21 protein-coding genes and 1 pseudogene are annotated in these 24,266 nt (G+C 65.2%); 12 read left to right on the forward strand and 10 right to left on the reverse strand.

The features are described from left to right. Window positions 1-38 precede the first annotated feature (38 nt). Genes pdhA through AC07VU_RS01165 form a run of 3 tightly spaced genes read left to right on the forward strand, consistent with a single transcriptional unit; the run spans window position 39 to window position 3,232 of the window. Window positions 39-1,133, forward strand: coding sequence for a pyruvate dehydrogenase (acetyl-transferring) E1 component subunit alpha (pdhA, locus tag AC07VU_RS01155; protein ID WP_495029421.1), 1,095 nt, complete (start codon window positions 39-41; stop codon window positions 1,131-1,133). After that, complete coding sequence (locus AC07VU_RS01160; protein WP_053259683.1) at window positions 1,126-2,112, forward strand: alpha-ketoacid dehydrogenase subunit beta; 987 nt, start codon at window positions 1,126-1,128, stop codon at window positions 2,110-2,112. The genes pdhA and AC07VU_RS01160 overlap by 8 nt, the downstream gene beginning before the upstream one ends. Before the next feature lie 10 nt (window positions 2,113-2,122). Continuing rightward, the gene (locus AC07VU_RS01165; protein ID WP_277587888.1) at window positions 2,123-3,232 is read left to right on the forward strand and encodes a dihydrolipoamide acetyltransferase family protein; all 1,110 of its coding nucleotides are present in this window, start codon (window positions 2,123-2,125) and stop codon (window positions 3,230-3,232) included. Between the two features lie 155 nt (window positions 3,233-3,387). Here AC07VU_RS01165 and AC07VU_RS01170 read toward each other — a convergent pair. Beyond that, window positions 3,388-3,645: pseudogene (locus tag AC07VU_RS01170) on the reverse strand (YebG family protein); the annotation flags it as partial. A 341-nt stretch (window positions 3,646-3,986) separates the two neighbouring features. Here AC07VU_RS01170 and AC07VU_RS01175 point away from each other — a divergent pair. Next, complete coding sequence (locus tag AC07VU_RS01175; RefSeq protein WP_009042237.1) at window positions 3,987-4,487, forward strand: phosphate-starvation-inducible protein PsiE; 501 nt, start codon at window positions 3,987-3,989, stop codon at window positions 4,485-4,487. Here the strand turns inward: AC07VU_RS01175 and AC07VU_RS01180 are convergent. The 3 genes from AC07VU_RS01180 to AC07VU_RS01190 all read right to left on the reverse strand — a co-directional run bounded on the left by AC07VU_RS01180 (window position 4,484) and on the right by AC07VU_RS01190 (window position 7,899). Beyond that, entirely contained in the window at window positions 4,484-4,801 is a 318-nt protein-coding gene (locus tag AC07VU_RS01180) for a DUF3509 domain-containing protein (RefSeq protein ID WP_007932393.1), read from the reverse strand. The genes AC07VU_RS01175 and AC07VU_RS01180 overlap by 4 nt on opposite strands. Before the next feature lie 218 nt (window positions 4,802-5,019). Continuing rightward, window positions 5,020-6,321: a serine/threonine transporter gene (locus AC07VU_RS01185; RefSeq protein WP_277587889.1), complete on the reverse strand. Its 1,302-nt coding sequence runs from the start codon at window positions 6,319-6,321 to the stop codon at window positions 5,020-5,022. 201 nt (window positions 6,322-6,522) lie between these two features. Then, window positions 6,523-7,899: an L-serine ammonia-lyase gene (locus tag AC07VU_RS01190; RefSeq protein ID WP_495029422.1), complete on the reverse strand. Its 1,377-nt coding sequence runs from the start codon at window positions 7,897-7,899 to the stop codon at window positions 6,523-6,525. Window positions 7,900-8,034: 135 nt separating this feature from the next. Here AC07VU_RS01190 and AC07VU_RS01195 point away from each other — a divergent pair, with 135 nt between their 5' ends. Then, window positions 8,035-8,982, forward strand: coding sequence for a LysR substrate-binding domain-containing protein (locus AC07VU_RS01195; protein WP_023969654.1), 948 nt, complete (start codon window positions 8,035-8,037; stop codon window positions 8,980-8,982). Between the two features lie 212 nt (window positions 8,983-9,194). Further along, entirely contained in the window at window positions 9,195-9,602 is a 408-nt protein-coding gene (locus tag AC07VU_RS01200) for an HPF/RaiA family ribosome-associated protein (protein ID WP_007932409.1), read from the forward strand. Window positions 9,603-9,777: 175 nt separating this feature from the next. Here the strand turns inward: AC07VU_RS01200 and fecA are convergent, their stop codons facing one another. The 3 genes from fecA to AC07VU_RS01215 form a co-directional block, all read right to left on the reverse strand. After that, window positions 9,778-12,138: a TonB-dependent Fe(3+) dicitrate receptor FecA gene (fecA, locus tag AC07VU_RS01205; protein ID WP_495029423.1), complete on the reverse strand. Its 2,361-nt coding sequence runs from the start codon at window positions 12,136-12,138 to the stop codon at window positions 9,778-9,780. A 232-nt stretch (window positions 12,139-12,370) separates the two neighbouring features. After that, window positions 12,371-13,336 carry a FecR domain-containing protein gene (locus AC07VU_RS01210; RefSeq protein ID WP_495029424.1) on the reverse strand — a complete coding sequence of 322 codons (966 nt, stop codon included), beginning with the start codon at window positions 13,334-13,336 and terminating at the stop codon, window positions 12,371-12,373. Continuing rightward, window positions 13,333-13,821 (reverse strand): sigma-70 family RNA polymerase sigma factor, encoded by a 489-nt coding sequence (locus AC07VU_RS01215; protein ID WP_150049096.1) that lies wholly within the window; start codon window positions 13,819-13,821, stop codon window positions 13,333-13,335. The genes AC07VU_RS01210 and AC07VU_RS01215 overlap by 4 nt, the downstream gene beginning before the upstream one ends. Window positions 13,822-14,041: 220 nt before the next feature. Between AC07VU_RS01215 and AC07VU_RS01220 the strand changes: the two genes are divergently transcribed. The 4 genes from AC07VU_RS01220 to dacB all read left to right on the forward strand — a co-directional run bounded on the left by AC07VU_RS01220 (window position 14,042) and on the right by dacB (window position 17,831). Beyond that, a complete protein-coding gene (locus AC07VU_RS01220) occupies window positions 14,042-14,347 on the forward strand; it encodes a DUF3649 domain-containing protein (RefSeq protein WP_495029425.1) in 306 nt (101 codons plus the stop codon). Next, on the forward strand, window positions 14,344-15,918 hold the full coding sequence (locus AC07VU_RS01225) for a PepSY-associated TM helix domain-containing protein (RefSeq protein ID WP_495029426.1): 1,575 nt from the start codon (window positions 14,344-14,346) through the stop codon (window positions 15,916-15,918). Before AC07VU_RS01220 ends, AC07VU_RS01225 begins: the two co-directional genes overlap by 4 nt. Then, entirely contained in the window at window positions 15,919-16,242 is a 324-nt protein-coding gene (locus AC07VU_RS01230; RefSeq protein ID WP_007929380.1) for a DUF3325 domain-containing protein, read from the forward strand. A 140-nt stretch (window positions 16,243-16,382) separates the two neighbouring features. Continuing rightward, entirely contained in the window at window positions 16,383-17,831 is a 1,449-nt protein-coding gene (gene dacB / locus AC07VU_RS01235) for a D-alanyl-D-alanine carboxypeptidase/D-alanyl-D-alanine endopeptidase (protein WP_495029427.1), read from the forward strand. A 133-nt stretch (window positions 17,832-17,964) separates the two neighbouring features. Here the strand turns inward: dacB and AC07VU_RS01240 are convergent, their stop codons facing one another. Next, on the reverse strand, window positions 17,965-18,840 hold the full coding sequence (locus tag AC07VU_RS01240) for a helix-turn-helix domain-containing protein (protein ID WP_495029428.1): 876 nt from the start codon (window positions 18,838-18,840) through the stop codon (window positions 17,965-17,967). Window positions 18,841-19,100: 260 nt separating this feature from the next. Between AC07VU_RS01240 and AC07VU_RS01245 the strand changes: the two genes are divergently transcribed. Continuing rightward, window positions 19,101-20,072, forward strand: coding sequence for a DMT family transporter (locus AC07VU_RS01245; protein ID WP_053259695.1), 972 nt, complete (start codon window positions 19,101-19,103; stop codon window positions 20,070-20,072). A 200-nt stretch (window positions 20,073-20,272) separates the two neighbouring features. Here AC07VU_RS01245 and AC07VU_RS01250 read toward each other — a convergent pair whose 3' ends face one another. Next, window positions 20,273-21,247, reverse strand: a complete 975-nt coding sequence (locus tag AC07VU_RS01250; protein WP_277587897.1) for a 2-hydroxyacid dehydrogenase — start codon at window positions 21,245-21,247, stop codon at window positions 20,273-20,275. Between the two features lie 231 nt (window positions 21,248-21,478). Then, window positions 21,479-22,447, reverse strand: coding sequence for a LysR family transcriptional regulator (locus AC07VU_RS01255; protein WP_007930066.1), 969 nt, complete (start codon window positions 22,445-22,447; stop codon window positions 21,479-21,481). Between the two features lie 262 nt (window positions 22,448-22,709). On the opposite strand from AC07VU_RS01255, the gene AC07VU_RS01260 reads away from it, so the two are divergent. Further along, window positions 22,710-24,221 carry an efflux transporter outer membrane subunit gene (locus AC07VU_RS01260; RefSeq protein ID WP_495029429.1) on the forward strand — a complete coding sequence of 504 codons (1,512 nt, stop codon included), beginning with the start codon at window positions 22,710-22,712 and terminating at the stop codon, window positions 24,219-24,221. Window positions 24,222-24,266: the final 45 nt, after the last annotated feature.

A 24,266-nucleotide genomic window follows, 5' to 3' on the forward strand; every position in this document is an offset into this window, starting at 1 on the left:
ACGACCGCACGCTGACCCGGCGTGCCAGGAGCCATGTGATGCCGCACAAGGTTGCACTTCCCTATACCCGCTATTTGTCCCCGGACGGCCAGTTGCTCGGCGACCTGCCGGCCTGGGCCGACGACTTCAATCTGCTGACCCGGCTCTACCGGCAGATGGTCCTGACCCGCATGTTCGACCAGAAGGCCGTGGCCCTGCAACGCACCGGACGCATCGGCACCTACGCGCCGACCCTCGGCCAGGAAGCCATTGGCGTGGCCATCGGCAGCCTGATGCGACCCGAAGACGTGCTGGTGCCCTATTACCGCGACACCGCCGTGCAACTGATGCGCGGGGTGCGCATGGAGGAGATCCTGCTGTACTGGGGCGGCGACGAGCGCGGCAGCGATTTCGCCGACCCGGCGGTGGCCGAGGACTTCCCGATCTGCGTGCCGATCGCTACTCAGGCACTGCATGCCTGCGGCGTGGCCAGCGCGTTCAAGATCCGTGGCGAGCACCGGGTGGTGGTGACCACCTGTGGCGATGGCGCCACCAGCAAGGGCGACTTCCTCGAAGCCCTCAACGTGGCGGGCACCTGGCAGTTGCCGGTGGTGTTCGTGGTCAACAACAACCAGTGGGCGATCTCGGTGCCGCGACGTATCCAGTGCGGCGCGCCGACCCTGGCGCAGAAGGCCATCGGCGCCGGCTTCCACGGCGAGCAGGTCGATGGCAACGACATGCTCGCGGTGTACGACCGGGTGCAGGCGGCCCTGGAACGTGCCCGGCATGGCAAGGGACCGGTGCTGCTGGAATGCCTGAGCTATCGCCTGGGCGACCACACCACCGCCGACGATGCCACGCGCTATCGGGCCGCGGATGAGGTCAAGCAGGCCTGGCTGGAAGAACCGGTCAAGCGCCTGCAACGCTTCATGGTCGGGCAGAGCGTCTGGGACGGAAACCGCGAGCAGGCGCTGATGGTGGAATGCCAGGCGCTGGTGCAGCGTGCTGTGGATAACTTCGAGGCGGCGGGCACCCAGGCCCCTGAGTCGGTACTGGACTACGTCTACGCACAGTGGCCGGCGGCCCTGGCCGAACAGCGCGAGGTGTTCCTCGAACGGCTGGCGCGGCGTGCGGGAGGTGCGGACCATGAGTAACGGCACATTCAGCCTGCTGGAAGCGGTGAACCTGGCGTTGCACCGGGCCATGGCCGAGGACGAGAACGTGATTGTCCTGGGTGAGGACGTCGGCGTGAACGGCGGGGTGTTCCGCGCCACCCTGGGGCTGCGCGACAGTTTCGGCTTCAAGCGGGTGATCGACTCGCCGCTGGCGGAAACCATGCTCGGCGGGCTGGTGGTGGGCATGGCCGCCCAGGGCCTGAAGCCGGTGGTGGAAATCCAGTTCATGGGCTTTATCTACGCGACTATGGAGCACCTGGTGTCCCACGCCAGCCGCATGCGCAACCGCACCCGCGGACGCATTACCTGCCCGATGGTGTTGCGCACGCCCATGGGCGCGGGCATTCGCGCACCGGAACATCACAGTGAAAGCACCGAAGCGTTGTTCGCCCACATTCCGGGGCTGCGGGTGCTGGTGCCGTCCTCGCCGGCGCGGGCCTACGGCCTGCTGCTGGCGGCCATCGACGACCCCGACCCGGTGCTGTTCCTCGAGCCGACCCGCCTCTACCGCATGAACCCGCAACCGCTGGTGGACGACGGCAAGCGCTTGCCGCTGGACAGTTGCTTCACCCTGCGCGAAGGCAGCGACATCACCCTGGTCAGCTGGGGCGCGAGCATCGTCGAGACCTTGCAAGCCGCCAGCGCGCTGGCCGAGCAGGGCGTGTCGGCGGAGGTGATCGACGTCGCCTGCATCAAGCCGCTGGACCTCGACACCCTGGAAGCCTCGGTGCGCAAGACCGGGCGCTGCGTGATCGTGCACGAGGCGCCACGCACCTGCGGCGTCGGCGCGGAAATCGCCGCCAGCCTCTACGAGCGGGTGTTGCTGGAATTGCAGGCGCCGATCCTGCGGGTCACCGCGCCGGACATTCCACCGCCGCTGTATCGCCTGGAGTCGCTGTACATCCCCGGCGTCGAAGACATTCTTCACGCCTGCGACAGCACCCTGAACTTCGCCTGAGGAGGCTGCGATGAAATATTTCAAACTGCCCGATCTGGGCGAAGGCCTGCAGGAAGCGGAGATTGTCGAATGGCACGTCAGGGCCGGCGATGCGGTCAAGGCCGATCAGTTGCTGGTGTCGGTGGAAACCGCCAAGGCCCTGGTGGACATTCCCGCGCCCTATGACGGCGTGGTGGCGAAAACCTACGGCGCGCCGGGCGACATCCTGCATGTCGGCGAACCCTTGCTCGGCTACGAAGGCGAGGCGGATGCCGGCACCGTGGTCGGGCGCCTCGAAGGTGGCGGGGCCAGTCAGGAAGACCGGTTTTTTGTCGGCGCCGCGCCCTCGACCCGCGAGCATATGGCGGTCCGCGCCACGCCGGCGGTGCGCCAACTGGCCCGGCAACTGGGCGTGGACGTGAATGCCTTGAGCGGTTCGGCCAAGGATGGGCTGATCAGCCGAGGCGATGTGGAAAACGCCGCGCAGCAGGAACGGGAGCGGTTCGGCGGCGACCGGCTGCGCGGGGTACGTCGGAGCATGGCGCTGAACATGGCCCGCTCCCACGCCGAGGTGGTGCCGGTGACGATTTACGGCGATGCCGACCTGCACCGCTGGGGCCAGGCCCGCGATCCGCTGATCCGCCTGGCCAAGGCGCTGGCGGCGGCCTGCGCGGTGGAGCCGGTGCTCAACAGCGCGTTCGATGGCAAGAGCCTGTCGATCAAGCAGCACCAGCACCTCGACCTGGGCATTGCCGTGGACACCTCCGATGGTCTGTTCGTGCCGGTGCTGCGCAATGTCGGCCAGCGCGACGCGGCGGACCTCAAGGCCGGAGTGACGCGCCTGCGCGCCGACGTGCAGGCACGCTCGATTCCGCCCCAGGAGATGATGGGCGCGACCCTGACCCTGTCCAACTTCGGCACCCTGTTCGGCCGTTACGCCAACCCGGTGGTGGTGCCGCCGCAAGTGGCGATCCTCGCCGCCGGGGTGATCCGCGACGAACCGGTGGCCCTGAACGGCGCGGTGGTGGTGCATCCGCTGCTGCCGCTGTCCCTGACCTTCGATCATCGGGTGGTGACCGGCGGCGAGGCGGCGCGCTTCTTCAAGGCGCTGGTAGAGGCGCTGGAGCAACCCGAGCTTTAGTTTTCCACAGGCATGAAAAAGGCCCTGGGCGCAAACCCAGGGCCTGTTCAATTCGAGCCTGCTTACTTGGCGGCTTTGCTCGCCTTGGCGGGCTTGGCCGGTGCTGCGGGTTCAGCGGCTTCGGGCGCTGCCAGCGGAGCCTCTGGCTCGGCCGCCGCAACCGGCGCGCTGAGCAGTTCGGACAGGGCGTCCGGCTGGCTCTTGAAGGCCTTGGCGAACACATCGCGGTTCTTCGCCATGTAGATCCCGGCTTCTTCCACCTGTTGCTCGCTCAGGGACGGCACGGCTTTTTGCAACACTTGCGCCAGCAATTCAGCCAGTTCGAGCATTTTGTCATGACGGTCAGCTTCGGCTTTATCCATGAACAAGCGCTCCAGATCTCGGCTGCTGCGGTATACCACTTCGACGGCCATTCACCACCTCACATGCCTTCACGATAATGGGTATTTGCTACTACTGTATTTATATACAGGTGCGAAGAATAAGCGAATCCTGCTGCTTTGAATAGTGGCTTTTTAATCTAGACGGGTTTCCGGGTTTGTCAGGTGATTACGCGTCGATCCCCATCGCGGGCAAGTCGGATCGCCGCTCGCTCGCTCCTACAGCGAAGACGCCCTTGAAAGCCCCCACAGAAGTGTCCAGCCGACCCCGACCGCCATCTCATTCCCCAGACGCTGGCCTTTTTTCTGCATGCAGAACAACCGTCACGTCCAACCCGCATCATCCGGTCGAGTCGACCTAAGGAAAAACCATCGTGAAAATCAATTGGGCCGAGAAACTGCGGCAGAACGTCCATCAGTTGGCCGAGTCCCTGGGCAACCTGTTCGTGGAGACCTTTCACTACCTGGCGCTGTTCGCCATCGGCGCGGTGACGGCCTGGGCGGCGGTGATGGAGTTTCTCGGGATGCTCGAAGAAGGTCATATCAAGATCGATGACATTCTCCTGCTGTTCATCTACCTCGAACTGGGCGCCATGGTCGGCATCTACTTCAAGACCAACCACATGCCGGTGCGCTTCCTGATCTACGTGGCGATCACCGCGCTGACCCGCCTGCTGATCTCCAACGTGTCGCACCACAACCCGCCGGACCTGGGGATCATCTACCTGTGCGGCGGTATCCTGCTGCTGGCGTTCTCGATCCTGGTGGTGCGCTACGCCTCGTCGCAGTTCCCCTCGGTGAAAATCGAACACCCGCAACGCAAAGTCGGTGCGGGTTCCAGCGAGCACCCGGAAGTCGAGAAGGGCGAGCTTTAAATCGCCACGCTCAGGGGCGGCCGGCCCTTGGCGGCCGGCAGCGGCAGCTTGAAGCTGTCGCTGTTGGTCATGGCTTCGAGGATGGCCACGGCGCTGTGGCCCTGCTCGATGGCGATGCCGAACTGAATGCTTTGCACCAGGCGCTTGAGCCGCTGCGGATCGTTGCGCTGCTCGGCGCTGATCATGCGTTTGGCCACGACCCGGCCGGCCTTGGACAGGGTCAGCATGATGCTGCCGTCCAGGCCCTGGATGCTCAGGTTGACCCGGTATTCCGGGGCGAAGGCATCGGTAATCAGCTGAAAGGGGTTATCCATGTGCGTCACCGCCTGATTGTATCGTGCAGTCATTGACCGGCCGGGATCGGGATTAGTTCGCATTTCCAGACCACTGGCAGGCCGTTCGCTGAGGTTTGATAACGTCCGTATTCCTCAGGTCTTGCAAAGCAAAGGGCATGCCGGGAAAGCCGCCGACCAATAAACCCGGGGGCGAAAAAAAACGGACCAAAAGGTCCGTTTTTCTTTGGCTACCCGTTTCAGGGCATGAACGAATAAATGATCGCTGACAGTGCGATCAGACCGATCAGCACCACGAACAGATTCGACAGCTGGCCCGAATACTGGCGCAGCGATGGCACGCGCCGGGTCGCGTACATCGGCATCAGGAACAGCAGGCAGGCGATCACCGGTCCGCCCAGGGTTTCGATCATGCCGAGGATGCTCGGGTTGAAGGTGGCCACGGCCCAGCAGGTGAGGACCATGAACAGCGCGGTGCAACGTTCCAGCCAGCGCGACGACAGGCTCCGGCCGCGGCTGCGCAGGCTTTTCACGATCAGCCCCTGGAAACCTTCGCTGGCGCCGATGTAGTGGCCGAGGAAGGATTTGGTGATGGCCACCAGCGCGATCAGCGGCGCCGCATAGGCGATCACCGGCGTCTGGAAGTGGTTGGCCAGGTACGACAGGATCGAGATGTTCTGCGCCTTGGCCGCGGCCAGGTCGGCCGGCGACAGGGCCAGCACGCAACTGAAGCAGAAGAACATCACCGTCAGCACCATCATGCCGTGGGCCACGGCGAGGATGCCGCTGCTCTTGCCTTCGGCCTGGGCGCCGTAGTGGCGCTTCTGGTCGACGGCAAAGGCCGAGATGATCGGCGAATGGTTGAACGAGAACACCATCACCGGGATCGCCAGCCACAGGGTCTTGAGGAACAGCGGCATGGACATGCCGTCATTGGCCGAGGCGAAGAAGGCGCCGTTCCAGTTCGGGATCAGGCTGAGGGCCAGTAGCAACAGCGCGGCGACAAAGGGATAGACCAGCACGCTCATGGCCCGCACGATCACGCCCTGGCCGCAGCGCACGATGGCCATCAGGCCGAGGATCAGCACCAGCGACAGGATCGCCCGTGGCGGCGGGGTCATGTGCAGCTGGTGCTCCATGAAGCTGCCCAGGGTGTTGGTCAGCGCCACGCTGTACACCAGCAGGATCGGGAAGATGGCGAAGAAGTAGAGCAGGGTGATCAGCTTGCCGGCGCCGATGCCGAAGTGCTCTTCCACCACTTCGGTGATGTCGCCGGAGCGCCCGGACAACACGAAGCGGGTCAGCCCGCGGTGGGCGAAGAAGGTCATCGGGAAGGCCAGCAGCGCCAGCACGATCAGCGGCCAGAAGCCACCGACCCCGGCGTTGATCGGCAGGAACAGGGTGCCGGCGCCGATGGCGGTGCCGTACAGGCCGAGCATCCAGGTGGTGTCGTGCTTGCTCCAGCCCTGGCTGGCGGTCGTAGTGTCGCGGGCAGTTTCTACGGCAGGGTTTTCGGCAGCGGGTGTTCGTACATCGGTCATCGGTATCGCCTCGTTATTATTTTTGCTCGGGCTCACGTAGTACAGGCGGTCAGGCCGTTTGAAAACGTAGCGAGCGAAGGCAAGACAAGGCAAAAACAGGCGAGGAAGCGGAGTGTAGGGACCTACATGAGCATTCCGAGCCTGTTTTTAACGCAGTATTGCCGAGCGCAGTAGTTTTCATACGGCCTGGGGGAATGCTCCTCAGCACTCCACCCAGCTCACGGCCAGGCCGCCCCGTGAAGTTTCTTTGTATTTGTCGTGCATGTCGGCGCCGGTATCGCGCATGGTGCGGATCACCCGGTCCAGGGAAATGAAGTGTTTACCGTCGCCGCGCAGGGCCATCTGGGTGGCGTTGATCGCTTTCACCGCGGCGATCGCGTTGCGCTCGATGCAGGGCACCTGCACCAGGCCGCCGACCGGGTCGCAGGTCAGGCCGAGGTTATGTTCCAGGCCGATTTCGGCGGCGTTTTCCAGTTGCTCCGGGGTGGCTCCAAGCACCTCGGCCAGGCCGGCGGCGGCCATGGCGCAGGCGGAACCCACCTCGCCCTGGCAGCCGACTTCGGCGCCGGAGATCGAGGCGTTTTTCTTGCAGAGGATGCCCACCGCGGCGGCAGCGAGGAAGAAGTCGACCACGTCGTCGTCCGACGCTTCGGGGTTGAATTTCATGTAGTAGTGCAGCACCGCAGGGATGATCCCCGCCGCACCGTTGGTCGGCGCTGTCACCATGCGCCCGCCGGCGGCGTTTTCCTCGTTCACCGCCAGGGCGAACAGGTTGACCCACTCCATGGCCGACAGGGTCGAGCTGATGACGTTGGGCTTGCCGATTTCCAGCAGGTTGCGATGCAGCTTGGCCGCGCGGCGCGGCACATCCAGGCCGCCGGGCAGGGTGCCTTCGTGGCGCAGGCCCTGCTCGACGCATTCGCGCATCACCGCCCAGATGTGCAGCAGGCCGCTGCGGATTTCGGCGTCGCTGCGCCAGGCCCGTTCGTTGGCCATCATCAGTTCCGAGACCCGCAGCTGGTGCCGTTGGCACAGGGCCAGGAGCTCCACCGCGCTGTTGAAGTCGTAGGGCAGTTCGACGCCGTTGGCCACCGGGGCGCCTTCGGCCACTTCGGCCTCCTCGACGATAAAACCGCCGCCCACCGAGTAGTAGGTCTGCCGCCACAGCAGGCCGTCCGCAGCGAAGGCCGACAGCGACATGGCATTGGGGTGGTAGGGCAGGCTTTCGTCGAGCAGCAGCAGGTCGCGCTGCCAGTCGAAGGCGATGGTCGAGCGGCCGCCGAGGCTCAACTCGCCGCTTTCACGCAGTTGCTGGATGCGCGGGCCGATGCTGCGCGGGTCGATGCTGTCGGGCCATTCGCCCATCAGGCCCATGACGCAGGCGCGGTCGGTGGCGTGGCCGACGCCGGTGGCGGACAAGGAGCCGTACAGGCGGATTTCCACCCGCTGCACCTGCTCCTGCAACCCTTGCTCGAACAACCCCTGGGCGAAGGTCGCGGCGGCGCGCATCGGGCCGACGGTGTGGGAGCTGGATGGACCGATACCGACTTTGAAGAGATCGAAAACACTGATAGCCATGCTAAAGCCTTACAAGCAATGGAAGAGAAATCGCTGCCATTTTTTGTAGGCCGAGCGTCAGGTCGGCGATACTGCCTAGCTCGGTCAAGACTGACCAACGAATTTTCCTAAGACAGCCTTTAGCAGGACTAAACGATGAGTCGTCAGTTTCATGCCCAGACCTACGTCTGGCTGCATGTGTTTTCCTGTGCCGCGCGGCACTTGTCGTTCACCCGTTGCGCGGAAGAACTGCACATCACCCCGGGGGCGGTCAGCCAGCAGATCCGCCTGCTGGAAGAGCGGCTCGGCTTTCGCCTGTTTCACCGGCGCGCCCGTGGGGTGGAACTGAGCGCCGAGGGGCAGCGGCTGGCGATTACGGTGAACGAGGCCTATGGCAGCATCGACGCCGAATTGCGCCGGCTGGATGCCGGGATGATCAGCGGTACCTTGCGCCTGCGCTCGATCCCGTCGTTTCTCGGCAAATGGCTGACCCCGCGTTTGCCCCGGCTGCAGCAGCGTTTTCCGGACATTCAGCTGCGGCTGGTGGCCGAGGACAGCAGCGTGGCCTTGCACGAAGGCGATTTCGACCTGGCCATCGACCTCAACGACGGCAGTTATCCGGGGCTGTTATCCACAGCCCTGCTGGATGAACAGATCTTTCCGGTCTGTGCCCCGGGGCTGTTGCGCGGGCGGCCGCCGTTGCACGGCCCGGCGGACCTGGTGCATTTCCCGTTGCTGCACGACATTACCGCCTGGCGCGGCAGCTATGAATACGCGGAGTGGGAGTTCTATCTGAATGCCATCGGCTTCGAGGGCGCGGATGTGCGGCGTGGGCACACTTTCAATCGCAACCACCTGACCATCGAGGCGGCGATCGCCGGGATGGGGGTGGCGATTGCCCGGCGTACCCTGCTCAACGATGAGCTGGAGCGCGGCACCCTGATCGTGCCGTTCGGCCTCGCGGTGCCCAATCACAAGCGTTATGTGCTGCTGTATGCGCCGGGTGCGCTGAGCCATCCGGGCGTGCGCGCGGTGCACGACTGGCTGGTGGAGGAGGCGGGGATTTTTCGCAGCCAGCACCCTCTGGGAGAGGGGCAGTTATGAGTGAAAAAGGCCAGGGACAGGGGCGACCCAACTCCCGACATTAACAGCGCTTTTGCTCCTTGTCCGGCTTTATTTGCGAATAGATATTTATCTTTTTTAAGGGCTTGAATTGTTCCGCGCTCTGCCCAACTCTGTAACCAAGAGGCCGCAAAAAGTACGCCCTCAGGGGCACGCGGTTCCTCTCGCGAGCTAGCTGAAATAAGGGAAGAACTATGCAAATCCAGGTCAATAGCGATAACCATATTCAAAGCAGCATCCGACTGGAGGAGTGGGTACGTACTACCATTGAGAGCACGCTCGAACGCTACGAGGAGGACCTGACCCGAGTCGAGGTTCACCTGCGGGACGAGAACGGCGACAAGCCCGGTCCCCACGATTTGCGCTGCCAACTGGAGGCGCGGCCAAAAGGCCATCAACCGATTTCCGTGACCCACAAAGCCGAATCCCTGGAACTGGCCATCGAAGGAGCGGCCACCAAGCTGGAGAATTCCCTGGAACACCTGTTCGGCCGGTTGCGCAACAAGCGCGCCGCGGCAGCGCCAAGCGCCCGCGAAGGCCAGGCCGACGCCTTGCTTGAAGAGGAATTCCTGGAAAACGAACAGGCCGCGCTCAATAGCTGACGGCTGATTTCTCCACAGACAGGGCCTGCAATTGCAGGCCCTTTTTTGTGCGCCACGTTTCTGTAGGAGCGAGCGGGCGGCGATCCGACTTGCCAGCGATGAAGGCGGCGCGGTGTGTCAGGCCGGACGCTATCGCGAACAAGCTTCGCTCCTACTGCCAGGCGGTGGCTGTGGATCAGAACGCCACGGAGGTCTGTACGTACAAGGTCCGTGGTTCGCCCACGTACTTGCCTTTGTTGTTGTCGTCGAACGAACGGGTGAAGTACTGGTGGTTGAAGATGTTCTTCACCCCGACCGCCACGCTCAGGTCCGACAGTTGCGGGCCGAAGTCGTAGGCGGCGCGGCTGCTGAACAGCATGTAGCCGGGAATCCGCCCGGTGCTGCCGTCGGCGCTTTCGGCGGAGGTGTTGGCATTGTCGGCGAACTGGCTGCTCTGGTAGCTGCTGTCGAAGTTCAGCTTCCACGGGCCTTCGGTGTAGCCGATGCCGAGGGTGCCTTTGTGCTTGGACGAGAACGGCACGCGGTTGCCCTTGTTCGGCCCGTCTTCCCGAATGGTGGCGTCGACATAGGCGTAGGTGGCGTACAGATCGAAACCGGCCAGCGCCGGGCTCAGGCCGTCCAGCGCGTAATTGATGCTGGTCTCGATCCCCTGGTGACGGGTTTCGCCACGGGCGATCACCGAGTCGTTGGTCTGGTTGCTGTCGTACTGGTTGTCGAAGTTGATCAGGAACGCGCCGATCTCCGCCCGCAGGCTGCCGTCGTCATAGCGGGTGCCCAGTTCCCAGGTGCGGGCCTTCTCCGGTTTCACTTCGCCGCTGCTCACGCGGTTGGGCATCTGGCTGTACTGCACGCTGCCGAACGAACCCTCGGTGTTGGCGTAGAGGTTCCAGCTGTCGGTCAGGTGGTACATCACGTTCAGCGCCGGCAGCGCGGTGTTGTAGTCGCCCTTGTATTTGACGTTGGTCAGGTTGTTGGTCTGCTGGGACTCGATCATCTCGTAGCGGATGCCCGGGGTGAGGGTCCACTTGCCGATGTCGATGCGGTCGTCGACGAAGAATGCATTGGCCTCGGTGCCGCCGCGGGTATCGCGGTCGTTGCGGCTGCTGGTGCTGGGCAGTTGCTGGTTGGTGCTGATCGGCGTGCGGTAGCGCAGCTCGTGGCCGGCCTCGTTGACGTAGCGGTAGCCGATGCCCAGCTCATGGCTGGTCGGCCCCAGGTCGAAGCCCTGGGCGAAGCGGGTTTCGACGCCGCGCACCCAGTATTCGCGCGGCGACAACGACAGGAAGCTGCCCTGGTCCAGGTAGCCGCTGCGCAGGGTCTTGGTGAAGAAGCTGTTGACGGTGAATTCGCGGCGATCTTCCTGGTAGCGATAACCGAAGTTGATCAGCGTGCGGCGGCCCCAGAACTTGTCATACGGGCGGGTCGACTGATAGGGATCGGCCTTGTAGTCGGCGACGTTCAGGCCGCCGGGCATGTCGGCCTCGCCCTCGTAGTACTGGGCCATGGCGTTGAAGCTGTTGGCGTCGTCGAGCTGGTAATGGCCCTTGAGGATCAGGTCGTCGATTTGCGTGTCGCTGTGTTCGCGCCAGTCGCCGCCACGGGTGCCGGAGTACAGCAGGGCGCCGCCCAGGCCGTTGTCGGCGGTGCCGCCGGCCAGCAGGTTGCCAGTGGTCTTGAAACCGTCGTGGCTGGAGGACGGGCTGGTCTCGGTCTGGAAGCCGCCCTTGACCGTGGGTGCATCGGGGATGGCGCGGGTCACGAAGTTGACGATGCCGCCGACGTTCTGCGGCCCGTAACGCACCGCGCCACCGCCACGCACCACATCTACCGCGTCCATGTTGCCCATGCTGACCGGGGCGAAGGACAGCTGCGGCTGGCCATAGGGCGCGAAGGGCACCGGAATGCCGTCCATCAGTACCGTGGAGCGCGAGGCCAGGCGCGGATTGAGCCCGCGAATGCCGAAGTTCAGCGCCATGTCGTGGCTGCCGGTGCCGTTGTTTTCCGGGGCGTTGACCCCAGGGATGCGGTTGAGCACGTCGCGGGCCTGGGTCGCGCCCTGGCGTTCGAATTCTTCGCGGCGGATCACGTCCCGCGCACCCGGGTGTTCGAAGACGTTGGTCTGCGCCGCGTCGCCCAGCCAGTCGCCGACTACGCTGGAGGCGCCCAGCTCCAGGGCCGCCGGTGCGCCCTCGGCGCTCACCGGTTGCAGGCTGAAGGCATTGCCGCCTTCGGCGCGGGCTTGCAGGCCGGTGCCCTTGAGCAAGGCATTCAGACCTTCTTCGGTGGTGTAGCGGCCTTCCAGGCCCTGGCTTTGCACGCCGCGGGTGACCTGGGAGCCAAAGGAAATCAGCACCCCGGCTTCTCGGCCGAACTGGTTCAGGGCGTTTTCCAGCGCCGCCGCCGCGATGTGGTAATCGCGCGCCGGGCCGTCGGCGGCGAGGGCCAGTGGCAGGGCGGAAAAGCTCAGGCTGGTGCCCAGCAGCAACTGGCGCAGGGTACGGGCAAGGGGCGTAAGGCGAGTGGGGCGCTGGGGCATGGACATCGATCCTGAGAAGGTTGCAGTCAAGGGGGCTTTCCTTCTCTGTCACGCGAGTGCTGGAAAACGGCTCACACAAAATGAAAATAATTCGCACGTCGGAAAAAACATTGAATCGGTGCCGATTGGTAGCCGCTGCCGAAGGCTGCGATCGGCCCCGAAGGGGACGTGCTCTTGAGGTCCTCGAAGGCCCTTCGGGCCTTATCGCAGCCTGCGGCAGCGGCTACAGGTTTCAGGCGCGGGCTTCGACCGTGACCCAATAACGGGTGAAGCGCCGGACCTTCACCGGCAGGCTGATTTCCAGCAGGTCGAGGATCCGTTCGCTGTCGTCCAGTGGGTAACTGCCGGAGATCAGCAGGTCGGCGACCCGTGGATCGCAGTTGAGCTGGCCGCGACGGTAGCGGCCCAACTCGTCGAGGAAGTCCGCCAGGCGCATATGGGCGGCCACCAGCATGCCCTCGCTCCAGGCGCCGCTGCCGGCGTCCAGCGGCCGCGGGTTGTCCCAGGCGCTGCGGGTGAAGCTCAATTGTTGCCCCTTGCTTACCTGCAATGGCGCTGCCGAGTAATCCGACGGGCTGAGGCTGACGTTGCCCTCGAACACCGCCAGCTGGGTGCGCTGGCTGAACTGGCGCAGGTTCAAGCGTGCGCCTTGCGGGCGCAGCAGGCCCTGGGCGCTCAGGATCAGCAACGGCCGGCGGTCAGTCGCGGCGGTCAGCAGGATCTCCCCGGCCAACAGCCGGATCAGCCGTTGCTGGCCATCGAAACTCACGTCCACCGCGCTGTCGGTATTGAGCTGCAGCTGGCTGCCGTCGCTCAGTTGCAGCGTGCGCCGCTGGCCCACCGGGCTGCGGTAGTCGGCCATCAGCGGGGTCAGCGGATTGTGTTCGCGCAAGCCCCAGGCCGTGGCGGAACCGGCGCCGAGGATCAGCAGCAGCTTCAGCGCCTGGCGCCGGCTGGAGGACTTCGGCGCGTTGAGCGCGGCATGGGCCAGGGGCGAAGACAGGCCGCGCAGCCGCTGGTTGACCCGCTGGATATGCTCCCAGGCCCGTTGATGTTCGCTGTGGGCGTCGTGCCACTGCTGCCAGGCCAGTTGCTGGCGCGGGCTGAGCGGCCCCGCCTGCATTTCGAGCAGCCAGTGCACGGCCTGTTCGGCGACCTGGGCGCCGATGTCCGGCGGACGGGGGAGTGCAGCGTTCACAGGGCGAAGTAACAGCGCAGGGCTGCCTTGTGCAGGTGGCGCTTGACCGTGGCGATGGAAATCCCCAGTTCGCGGGCGATCTCGCCGTGTTTCAGGCCATCGACCTGGGCCAGCAGGAACGCGCGTTTCACCAGGCGCGGCAAACCGTCGAGCAACTGGTCCAGCTCCATCAGGGTCTGCAGGATGATCGCCTTGTCCTCCTCGGACGGCGCCAGCAGTTCCGGCATCTGCGCCAGCGTGTCGAGGTAGGCCTGTTCCAGGTCCTGGCGCCGGTAGTGGTTGCACAGCACCCGTTTGGCGATGGTGGTGAGGAACGCCCGTGGCTCGACGATCGACGGAGTTTCCCGGGCGCTGAGCACCCGCATGAAGGTGTCTTGGGCCAGGTCGGCGGCGCTGTCGGGGCAGCCGAGCCGACGCCGCAACCAGCCGTTCAGCCAGCTGTGATGGGCGTGATAGAGGACTTCGACGGTAGAGGAGTGAGCCAAGCCGAACGCTCCGGCAGCATGAAAACGCTTAAGAGAACAAGAATTGTTCGCATTGTAGTGGCCGGGCATGGCATTGGGCAATCAACCTGGACCGACGGAAGAGCCCTCGGTGGGTTGTGGATTTTTTGCGCATGAGAATATTTATCATTAATATTGCGCCGACTTGAGCCCGCGTGAGGTATTTGCCAATGCCGGGCTGTCCTGGTTTCAAGGTCGAAACATGAAAAGCAAAATTGCCGCGATCCCCGTTTCCTACCGCCTGGCCGTGACTTCACGGGTGCTGGCCGCTGTGTTCGGCGGTTACCTGCTGGCGGCGTTGTCCAGCCTTTGCATGACCCTGCTGCTCCCTGTGTCCCGCGCCGATGCGGTATTCGGCGGCATGATGGCGTCCTTCCTGTTCTACCTGGTGGCGGTGCTCTGGTGCTTCGCCTGCCGCACGGCCTGGCAGGCCTGGTTCGGGTTGCTGCTGCCGGCGCTGGTGTTGGCGGCGATTTCTGCGTTGGCGTATTGGATGAATCTCTCATGAAGGAGGGATTTCGCCAGTCCATGGCCTGGTTGCACACTTGGGTCGGACTGGTATTCGGCTGGCTGCTGCTGGCGATTTTCCTGACCGGCACCCTGGCCTACTTCAAGGATGAAATCAGCCATTGGATGCAGCCCGAAGTGCCGTCGCGCTCGGTCAGTAACGAAACCAGCCTGATCCTCGCCCAGAGCTACTTGCAGCAGCACGCCCAGGGCGCCTCGCGCTGGTTCATCAACCTGCCCGATGCCCGCGAGCCGGTGTTGTCGGTGATGTGGCAATTTCCGGGCAAGCCCGGCGAGCGCGGCGCCTTTACCCAGAAATTGCTGGACCCGGCCACCGGCGCCGAGCTGCAGGCCCGCGATACCCGCGGCGGCGAATTCTTCTACCGCTTCCATTTCCAGTTGCAGATGCCCTATCCCTGGGGCCGCTGGCTGTCCACCGCGGCGGCGATGCTGATGTTCGTCGCCTTGATCAGCGGCATCATCATCCACAAGAAAATCTTCAAGGACTTCTTCACCTTCCGCCCTCGCAAGGGCCAGCGCTCCTGGCTCGACGGGCACAACGCGGTGGGTGTGCTGGTATTGCCGTTCCACCTGATGATCACCTACAGCAGCCTGGTGATCTTCATGTCGATGGTCATGCCGGCGAGCATCCTGGCCACCTACGGCGAAGACAGCCGGGCACTGTTCAATGAGGCGTTTCCCGCCACCAACAACGCACCGGCCGCGGGCCGGCCGGCACCGCTGGTGCAGCTCGAACCGCTGTTGCAGCAGGCCCGCGAGCAGTGGCCGGGCGGCCGCGTGGGGCGTATCACGGTGAACAACCCCGGGGATGCCCATGCCTCGGTGAATATCATGCGCCACGGTGGCGATCAGGTGGTTCGCGATTTTGGCAGTGCGGTTTCGTTCGACGGCGTCAGTGGCAAGCTGCTGCAGGTTGCCCCGCCGCAGTCGCCGATCGTCGCTATCCGAGGCGGTTTCTACGGGCTGCACATGGGCCTCTTCGCCGGGCCGCTGTTGCGCTGGCTGTACTTTATCTGCGGCCTGGCCGCCACCGCGATGATCGGCACCGGGCTGGTGATCTGGCTCGGCAAGCGCCAGCTCAAGCATGCCAAGAGCGGCGTGACGCCCTTCGAGTTGCGGCTGGTGGAAGTGCTGAACATCGTCAGCATGTCCGGCCTGGTGCTGGCCGTCGCCGCCTTCTTCTGGGCCAACCGCCTGTTGCCGGTGAGCTTCGCCGAGCGGGCGGACTGGGAAGTGAACAGCTTCTTTATCGTCTGGGGCCTGAGCCTGTTGCACGCCGCGCTGCGTCGCGGGCGCAAGGCCTGGGTCGAGCAGTTGGGCCTGGCGGCGTTGCTGCTGGCCAGTGTGCCGCTGCTCGATGCGCTGACGGTGCCCGATGTGCTGGATGGTTTCCTGGTGCACGGCGACTGGGTCCGGGCCGGGTTCGACCTGACCTGCCTGGCGGCGGGGCTGTTCCTGGCCTGGGCGGCCTGGAAGATGTCGCGTCCTGCCGTCTATCCCTCCGCCGCCGCCCGCTTGCGACGGGCCGCCCTTGAAACCGAGGTGAACTGAATGCTCCTGGCGCTGCTGCTGTGTTACCCAGGATTTGCCGGGTTGTGCTTGTCGATGGACCGTCACCACGCCGAACTCCTGGGCTACAAACCCACGGCCCGGCGCCGCAGTGGCCTGCGCCTCGGCGGCTGGTTGCTGCTGGCCGGCTCGCTGTGGGCGGCGATCGCGGCGGCTGGCTGGGCTTTCGGCCTGGTGCAGTGGTGCGCGGCCTTGATGCTCAGCGCCTTGTCGCTGGTGCTGTTGTTGCCCTATCAGCCGCGCCTGGCGCTGCTGGCGGCCGGGCTGGGGCTGCTGGTCAGTCCGCTGGCCGCATTGGCGCAATGAGCGCTGCGCAACGCCCGGCCTGAGGCGTCGGCTGCGATTGTTCGTTGACACGGGCCCCTCGCCAATCGTTATCTGGGCGCCCGCCGCAGCCGCAAGGTTGTCGGCGGTGGGTTCGAGGTCATCAAGGAAATACCTTTCTCATGGGTTCAGTACATCGTTTTTACACTCGCGGGCTGGGGTTGTTCCTGGCCTTGTCGCTGGCGGCTTGCGCCAGCCATCCCGGCGCCCGGTACGCCGCCAACCTGGATCAGGTCCTGGCCGACCCGGCGCTCCAGGGCGCCACGGTATCGCTGACGGTGCGCGATGCCGAGAGCGGTGCGGCCTTGTATCAGCACAATCCCGACAGCCGCCTGATCCCGGCTTCGAGCCTCAAGCTGCTGACCACCGCCGCCGCGCTGGACGTCCTCGGCCCCGACTACCGTTTCGCCACCGCGGTGCTGGGCGACGGTGCGCAACAGGGCGAGCGGCTGCACGGCAATCTCTACCTGCGCGGCTCCGGCGACCCGAGCATGCAGGCCAAGGATTATCAGGAGTTGGCGGCGGCGGTGGCGCGTACCGGCATTCGTCAGGTCGCGGGTGACCTGGTGCTCGACGACACTGCCTTCGACGATCAACGACTTGGCGTCGATTGGGCCAGCGACGATGAAAGCCTGTATTACGCGGCGCAGATTTCCGCACTCAATATTTCTCCCAACGACGACTTCGACGCCGGCAGCGTACTGGTCGCGGTAACGGCACCGACGGTGCCGGGAGCGCCGCTGGCGGTTCGCGTCAGCCCGGAAAACCGGCTGATGAGCTTGCGCAACCAGGGCCGGGTTGGGACGGCGGACAGCCTGCAGGTCGGCCGTGAGCATGGCAGCAATCTGCTGCTGGTCAGTGGTGCCTTGCCGCCGGGGCAGTCGCGGCGCAATTGGGTCAGCGTGTGGGAACCGACCCGCCTGGTGGCGGACGTGTTCCAACAAGCGCTGGCCGAGCAGGGCGTGACGGTGCAGGGCCAGGTGCGCCTCGGCCAGCCCACGGCGCCTGCCGCCCGAGTGCTGGCCAGCCACTCGTCGATGTCGCTGGCGGGCCTGATCACACCCTTGCTCAAGCTGTCGAACAACAACATGTCCGAGGTGCTGCTCAAGGCCATGGGCCGCAAGACCGCCAATGCCGGCACCGCCGCTGCCGGGGTGGCGGCCATCGAGGGCTTCCTGCGGCGCCAGGGCCTGAGTCCGCAAGGGTTGGTGCAGGTGGACGGTTCCGGGCTGTCGCGGCGCAACCAGATTTCCAGCCAGAGCCTCAGCGACCTGTTGCTGGTGGCGCGCAAGCAACCCTGGTTCGCCACCTGGTACGCGGCGCTGCCGGTGGCTGGCGATGCCCAGCGCATGACCGGCGGCACCCTGCGTTATCGCCTGCAAGGCACCGGGGCTGTGGATAACCTGCACGCCAAGACCGGCTCGATGCAGGGCGTGTCGTCGCTGTCCGGGTATCTGCGAGCGGCCGATGGTCGCCGGTTGGTGCTGGTGATGCTGTCGAACAACTACCGTGCCGACGGCGCGCAGATCAAGGCCCTGGAAGACCGGGTGACGCGGGTGCTGTTGCAGTAAAAGCCTGGAACGACGGAGGGTAACCGATACACCGTCTTCGCGGGCAAGCCTCGGTCCTACAGGCGCCGCGTTCGTAGGGGCGAGGCTTGCCCGCGAAAAGGTGCGACGCGGTACGCCTGCCGATCACTCGCCGTCAGCCGAGAAACGCCTGGCGATATTCCCCGGGCGTGCCGCCCAGGGCCTGGCGAAAGCGGTTGGTGAAGTGGCTGGCGCTGGCGAAGCCGCAGGCCAGGGCAATCTCGCCCAGGGGCAGGCGGGTGCCGCGCAGCAGGTCGCGGGCATGTTTCAGGCGTCGCGCCAGCAGGTATTGATGGGGTGGCAGGCCGAAGCTTGCGCGGAACATCCGTGCGAAGTGGTATTCCGACAAGGCGCAGCGCGCGGCCAGTTGCCCCAGGCTGATCGGCTCGGCCAGCTGGCTGTCGATGTATTCCACCAGTTGCCGGCGTTGGTGCGCCGCCAGCCCACCCTTGAGGCGCAGGCCCTGGCGCTGGCCGACCTGGGTCAGCAGGGCGTGGCTGAGCATCTCGTGGGCCAGGCTGCTGGTCAGCAGGCGCTCGCCGGGTTCGTCCCAGTTCATCCGGATCAGTTGCCGAAAACGCTGGGCCTGCTGCGGGTCGTCGAGGAAGGTGGTTTCCTGCAATTGCAGCTCGCGGGGTTCGCGGTCCAGCAGGGTCACGCAGTCCAGGGCGAATTGTTCCGGGCTGAAATACAGGTGGGCCAGGCGGATCCCGCCATTGATCACCCAGGCAGACTGGTGCTCGGCGGGCAGGATGCACAGCTTGTCCGGGCCGCCCTTGGTCCCCGGCTGGCCGCGGCGAAAGGTCCCGGTGCCGCCGGCGATGTAGCACGACAGGGTGTGATGGCTCGGCGCTTCGTAGTCCTGGGCGTCGTGATGGTTGCTCCACAAGGCTGCGGCCAGGCCGTCACCGAGCTCGGCGCTGTGCTCCAGGCGAGCATTGGGCGAGCGGTTCAGGGCTTGAAAGACTTGCAGGGTTTCCAGTGCGGGCATGGCGGTCAGGTCTGAAATTGAACGGCATTCTGTAGCCACTGCCGATAGGCTGCGATAAGGCCGAAGGCCTTCAGCGATCTCAAGGGCACGTCTCCTGCGGAGCCGATCGCAGCCTGTCGGCAGCGGCTACACGATGTTCTGCATCCTACTCCGTGGGCGGCGCGCTGCCAGCCCGGCAACCGACAAAAGCGCAAGTTTATGCAAGCGCCCGAGCTGGCAATGGCCTGAGACTGGGTTGCCCTGCACAGGAGTCCCGCGCCATGAACCTCTCGCTTTATCTGCTCACCGTCCTGATCTGGGGCACCACCTGGATTGCCCTCAAGTGGCAGTTGGGGGTGGTGGCGATTCCGGTGTCCATCGTCTATCGCTTCGCCCTGGCGGCCCTGGTGCTGTTCGTCATGCTGCTGCTCAGCCGCAAGCTGCAGGTGATGAACCGCCGCGGGCACCTGATCTGCCTGGCCCAGGGGCTGTGCCTGTTCTGTATCAACTTCATGTGCTTCCTGCACGCCAGCCAGTGGATTCCCAGCGGCCTGGTGGCGGTGGTGTTTTCCACGGCGACCCTGTGGAACGCCCTGAATGCCCGGGTGTTCTTCGCCCAGAAGATCGCCCGCAACGTACTGCTGGGCGGGGCGCTGGGGCTGCTGGGGCTGGGCCTGCTGTTCTGGCCGGAACTGGCGGGGCATAGCGCCAGCCCGCAAACCCTGCTCGGCCTGGGCCTGGCGCTGTTGGGCACCTTGTGTTTCTCGGCGGGCAACATGCTGTCCAGCCTGCAGCAGAAAGCCGGCCTCAGGCCGCTGACCACCAACGCCTGGGGCATGGCCTATGGCGCGGCGATGCTGGCGGGCTATTGCCTGGTCAAGGGCATCCCTTTCGATATGGAGTGGAACGCGCGCTACATCGGCTCGTTGCTGTATCTGGTGATCCCGGGGTCGGTGATCGGCTTCACCGCCTACCTGACCCTGGTCGGCCGCATGGGCCCGGAGCGGGCGGCCTACTGCACCGTGCTGTTCCCGGTGGTGGCGCTGAATGTCTCGGCCTTCGCCGAAGGTTACCAGTGGACCGCCCCGGCGCTGGCCGGGCTGGTCTTGGTGATGCTGGGCAACGTGCTGGTGTTCCGCAAGCCCAGACTTGTGCCTGCATCTGCATCCGGATTTGAATCTGAATCTGTAGCCGCTGCCGAGCCTGCGAGGCTGCGAACGGCGGCGCAGCCGTCGCAAAACCAGGCGACCTGATTCTGCAGGTCTATCGCTGAAGGTCCTGCGGACCTTTTCGCAGCCTCGCAAGCTCGGCAGCGGCTACAGGGTGTGTGGGCGGCAGGGCTTCTGTAGGAGCGAAGCTTGCTCGCGATGGCGGCATCTCAGGCACAGCGCGTCGTTCCTGGAGCGGGCAATCGAGCGTCGGCCGGCCGCTCCTACAGAGGACAGCGCGGGTTTCAGCCCTTCCATACCTGCGGGTTGACCAGATCCTGCGGGCGTTCGCCGAGCAGGGCGCTGCGCAGGTTGGCCAGGGCGCGGTTGGCCATGGCGTCGCGGGTTTCATGGGTGGCCGAGCCGATGTGCGGCAGGGTCACGGCGTTTTTCAGCTGGAACAGCGGCGACTCGGCCAGCGGTTCCTTCTCGTAGACGTCCAGGCCGGCGCCGCGAATCGTGCCGTTCTGCAGGGCTTCGATCAGCGCCGGCTCATCCACCACCGGGCCGCGGGAGATGTTCACCAGGATCGCGCCCGGCTTCATCAGCGCCAGTTCGCGGTGGCTGATCAGGTGCTTGGTCTTTTCGCTCAACGGCACCACCAGGCAGACGAAATCCGCTTCGGCCAGCAACTGCTCGAGGCTACGCAGCTGCGCGCCCAGCTCCTGTTCCAGCGCGGTCTTGCGGCTGTTGCCGCTGTAGATCACCGGCATGTTGAAGCCCAGGCGCCCGCGTCGGGCGATGGCCGCGCCGATGTTGCCCATGCCGACGATGCCCAGGGTCTTGCCATGCACATCGCAACCGAACAGCGGCGCGCCGACGCTGGCCTGCCATTGCCCGGCCTTGGTCCAGGCATCCAGTTCGGCGACACGCCGGGCACTGCTCATCAGCAGGGCGAAGGCCAGGTCGGCGGTGCTTTCGGTGAGCACGTCCGGGGTATTGGTGAGCATGATCCCGCGTTCGTTGAAGTAGGCCAGGTCATAGTTGTCGTAGCCCACCGAGACGCTGGAGACCACTTCCAGCCGGCTGGCGTTTTCCAGCTGCGCGCGGCCCAGCTTGCGACCGACGCCGATCAGGCCGTGGGCGTGGGGCAGGGCTTCGTTGAATTGCGCGCCGATATCGCCCAGCTTGGGGTTGGGCACTATCACCTCGAAGTCCTGGCGCAGGCGCTCGATCATGTCCGGGGTGATGCGGCTGAAGGCAAGTACGGTCTTTTTCATCGCGGGAAAGCTCGTCAGGCAGAGGAGAATGCCAAGCAAGCTAACATTCCCCACGGGCTTTTTGTAGCGGCTGCGGCAGGCCGTGGGGGCGAGAAGGTTCTGGGAATGTAGCCGCTGCCGAAGGCTGCGATCGGCCGGCACGGCCGTGACGTTCCAGCGGCCGCAGGAGGTCCTGCGGACCTTTCGCAGCCTGCGGCAGCGGCTACAGGGGGATACCTGAGAAAGCCCCGATCAAGGGGCCAGGCGCACGCCGCTGAGTCCGCCGCTCAGTTCATAGGCCGTCAGCTCCGCCTGATGGGCGGCGAGAATCTCCGGCAGGGTGTTGCGCAGGTACTCGACCCAGGTCTTGATCTTGGCGTCCAGGTACTGGCGCGACGGGTAGATGGCGTACAGGTTCAGCTCCTGGGAGCGGTACTTGGGCATGACCCGCACCAGGGTACCGTTGCGCAGGCCCTCGATGGCCGCGTACACCGGCAGCACGCCCAGGCCCATGCCGCTGGTGATCGCGGTTTTCAGCGCGTCGGCGGAGTTCACCAGGAACGGCGAGCCGTTGAGGGTGACCCCTTCCTGGCCCTCGGGGCCGTCGAACAGCCATTTGTCCAGGGCGATCACCGGGCTCACCAGGCGCAGGCAGGCGTGGTTCGACAGGTCGCTGGGGCTGCTCGGGCAGCCATTGGCTTTCACGTAGGCCGGCGAGGCGCAGACGATGCTGTAGGTGATGCCCAGGCGCTGGGAGACGAAACCCGAGTCCGGCAGCTCGCTGGCCAGCACGATGGACACGTCGTAACCCTCGTCCAGCAGGTCCGGCACGCGGTTGGCCAGGGTCAGGTCGAAGGTCACGTCCGGGTGCGACTTGCGGTACCGGGCGATGGCGTCGATCACATAGTGCTGGCCGATGCCGGTCATGGTGTGCACTTTCAACTGCCCGGACGGCCGCGCGTGGGCATCGCTGGCCTCGGCCTCGGCTTCTTCGACGTAGGCCAGGATCTGCTCGCAGCGCAGCAGGTAGCGCTTGCCGGCCTCCGTGAGCGCGATGCGGCGAGTGGTGCGGTTGAGCAAGCGGGTTTGCAGATGGGCCTCCAGATTGGAGACCGCGCGCGAGACATTCGCCGTGGTGGTGTCGAGCTGGACGGCGGCAGCGGTGAAGCTGCCGGCTTCGGCGACACAGCTGAAGGCACGCATGTTTTGCAAAGTGTCCATGGGGTGCTCTCTGGGGAGATGGCAAATTGTGACACGAAGTAACAGATTGTTGGCTATTGCACCAAGGGATTATCGCGCGAACGGTAATAAAGATTCACAGGAATCCCAGCTTATCGCCGTAAAGCCCGCCGCCTAGAATTGCGCCGATCTGTAGGGGCCGGCTGCCGGAGCCCGTGCAATGCGGTGGCTCAGTGACACCGTCTCGCGAGCAAGCTCGCTCCTACAGGGATCCGCCTTCTCCCTATTTCAGGAATTCGCAGCAGTGCCGCGTCGCATCAGCAGAGAGCTGAAGACTCTCAGTGTTTGGGCTTTATCGTTAGCAATCAGCGGCTGCATCGGAACCGGGGGCATTGCCCCACAGGGCAAGGCACTACCGGCCAATACACTGGCCACCGACGAGGCGATCCAGAGCGCCGCGCGCGACGCCCGCTGGCCCGCCGCCCAATGGTGGCAGGCCTATGGCGATGCGCAGCTGAACCACTGGGTGACCCTGGCCGTGCAGGGCAGCCCGAGCATGGCCATGGCCGCCGCCCGGGTGCGCCAGGCGCGTGCCATGGCCGGCATCGCCGAGTCGGCCGAGTCGCTGCAGATCAAGGGCGACGCCACCCTCAAGCGCCACAACTGGCCCACCGACCAGTTCTACGGCCCGGGCGAACTGGCCAACAGCACCACCTGGGACAACAACGCCGCGCTCGGCTTCAGCTACGCCCTCGACCTCTGGGGCCGGGAAAGCAATGCCAGCGAGCGTGCCGTGGACCTGGCGCACATGAGCGCCGCCGAGGCGCGCCTGGCCCAGCTGGAGCTGCAGAACAATGTCGTGCGCGCCTATATCCAGCTGTCGCTGCAATACGCCCAGCGCGACATCGTCCTCGCCACCCTGAAGCAGCAGGAACAGATCCTCGAACTGGCGCAAAAGCGCCTGGCCGGTGGCATCGGCACCCACTTCGAAGTCAGCCAGGCGCAGACCCCGCTGCCGGAAACCCATCGCCAGCTGGACGCCCTGGACGAAGAAATCGCCCTGGGTCGCAACCAGATCGCTGCCCTGGCCGGCAAGGGACCGGGGGCGGGCGCGCAGTTGCAACGGCCAAGCCTGTCCCTGGCCGCGCCGCTGAAACTGCCGTCGGCGCTGCCCGCCGAACTGCTCGGCCAGCGCCCGGACGTGGTCGCCAGCCGCTGGCAGGTGGCGGCCCAGGCCCGCGGCATCGATGTTGCCCACGCCGGCTTCTACCCCAACGTCGACCTGGTGAGCAGCCTCGGCTACATGGCCACCGGCGGCGGGGCGCTGGAGTTCCTCACCGGCAAGAAGCTCAACTACAACGTCGGCCCGGCCATCAGCCTGCCGATCTTCGACGGCGGCCGCCTGCGCGCCGAGCTGGGCGAGGCCGCAGCCGGTTATGACATCGCCGTGGCCCACTACAACCAGACCCTGGTCAACGCCCTGAAGAACATCTCCGACCAGTTGATCCGCCGCGAGTCCATGGACAAGCAGGCCGAGTTCGCCGCCGAGTCGGTGGCGTCGGCGCAGAAGACCTACGACATCGCCATGGTCGCCTTCCAGCGCGGCCTCACCGACTACCTCAATGTGCTCAATGCCCAGGGCATGCTGTTCCACCAGCAGCAGATCCAGCAGCAGGTCCAGGCTGCGCGCCTGAGCGCCCATGCCGAGCTGGTGACGGCCCTGGGCGGCGGCCTGGAGGCGGGGCGCGATGTGCCCGAGGACAGCCGGACCCAACCGAGCAAGACTCCGGCGGCGCTGACCCTGCTTGACCATTAACAGCCGAGTACTTGGCACCGACTACACAAGCACCGACTACCGAGT

The organism is Pseudomonas sp. GW821-FHT02B10, assembly GCF_059421865.1.

Bases quoted from the DNA above. Each gene is read 5' to 3' on its own strand.
- AC07VU_RS01190 (WP_495029422.1), bottom strand. From the start codon at position 7,899: ATGGCTATCAGTGTTTTCGATCTCTTCAAAGTCGGTATCGGTCCATCC.
- AC07VU_RS01250 (WP_277587897.1), bottom strand. From the start codon at position 21,247: ATGAAAAAGACCGTACTTGCCTTCAGCCGCATCACCCCGGACATGATC.
- dacB (WP_495029427.1), top strand. From the start codon at position 16,383: ATGGGTTCAGTACATCGTTTTTACACTCGCGGGCTGGGGTTGTTCCTG.
- AC07VU_RS01240 (WP_495029428.1), bottom strand. From the start codon at position 18,840: ATGCCCGCACTGGAAACCCTGCAAGTCTTTCAAGCCCTGAACCGCTCG.
- AC07VU_RS01185 (WP_277587889.1), bottom strand. From the start codon at position 6,321: ATGACCGATGTACGAACACCCGCTGCCGAAAACCCTGCCGTAGAAACT.
- AC07VU_RS01220 (WP_495029425.1), top strand. From the start codon at position 14,042: ATGAAAAGCAAAATTGCCGCGATCCCCGTTTCCTACCGCCTGGCCGTG.
- AC07VU_RS01180 (WP_007932393.1), bottom strand. From the start codon at position 4,801: ATGGATAACCCCTTTCAGCTGATTACCGATGCCTTCGCCCCGGAATAC.
- pdhA (WP_495029421.1), top strand. From the start codon at position 39: ATGCCGCACAAGGTTGCACTTCCCTATACCCGCTATTTGTCCCCGGAC.
- AC07VU_RS01245 (WP_053259695.1), top strand. From the start codon at position 19,101: ATGAACCTCTCGCTTTATCTGCTCACCGTCCTGATCTGGGGCACCACC.
- AC07VU_RS01255 (WP_007930066.1), bottom strand. From the start codon at position 22,447: ATGGACACTTTGCAAAACATGCGTGCCTTCAGCTGTGTCGCCGAAGCC.
- AC07VU_RS01225 (WP_495029426.1), top strand. From the start codon at position 14,344: ATGAAGGAGGGATTTCGCCAGTCCATGGCCTGGTTGCACACTTGGGTC.
- fecA (WP_495029423.1), bottom strand. From the start codon at position 12,138: ATGCCCCAGCGCCCCACTCGCCTTACGCCCCTTGCCCGTACCCTGCGC.
- AC07VU_RS01165 (WP_277587888.1), top strand. From the start codon at position 2,123: ATGAAATATTTCAAACTGCCCGATCTGGGCGAAGGCCTGCAGGAAGCG.
- AC07VU_RS01200 (WP_007932409.1), top strand. From the start codon at position 9,195: ATGCAAATCCAGGTCAATAGCGATAACCATATTCAAAGCAGCATCCGA.
- AC07VU_RS01230 (WP_007929380.1), top strand. From the start codon at position 15,919: ATGCTCCTGGCGCTGCTGCTGTGTTACCCAGGATTTGCCGGGTTGTGC.
- AC07VU_RS01195 (WP_023969654.1), top strand. From the start codon at position 8,035: ATGAGTCGTCAGTTTCATGCCCAGACCTACGTCTGGCTGCATGTGTTT.
- AC07VU_RS01160 (WP_053259683.1), top strand. From the start codon at position 1,126: ATGAGTAACGGCACATTCAGCCTGCTGGAAGCGGTGAACCTGGCGTTG.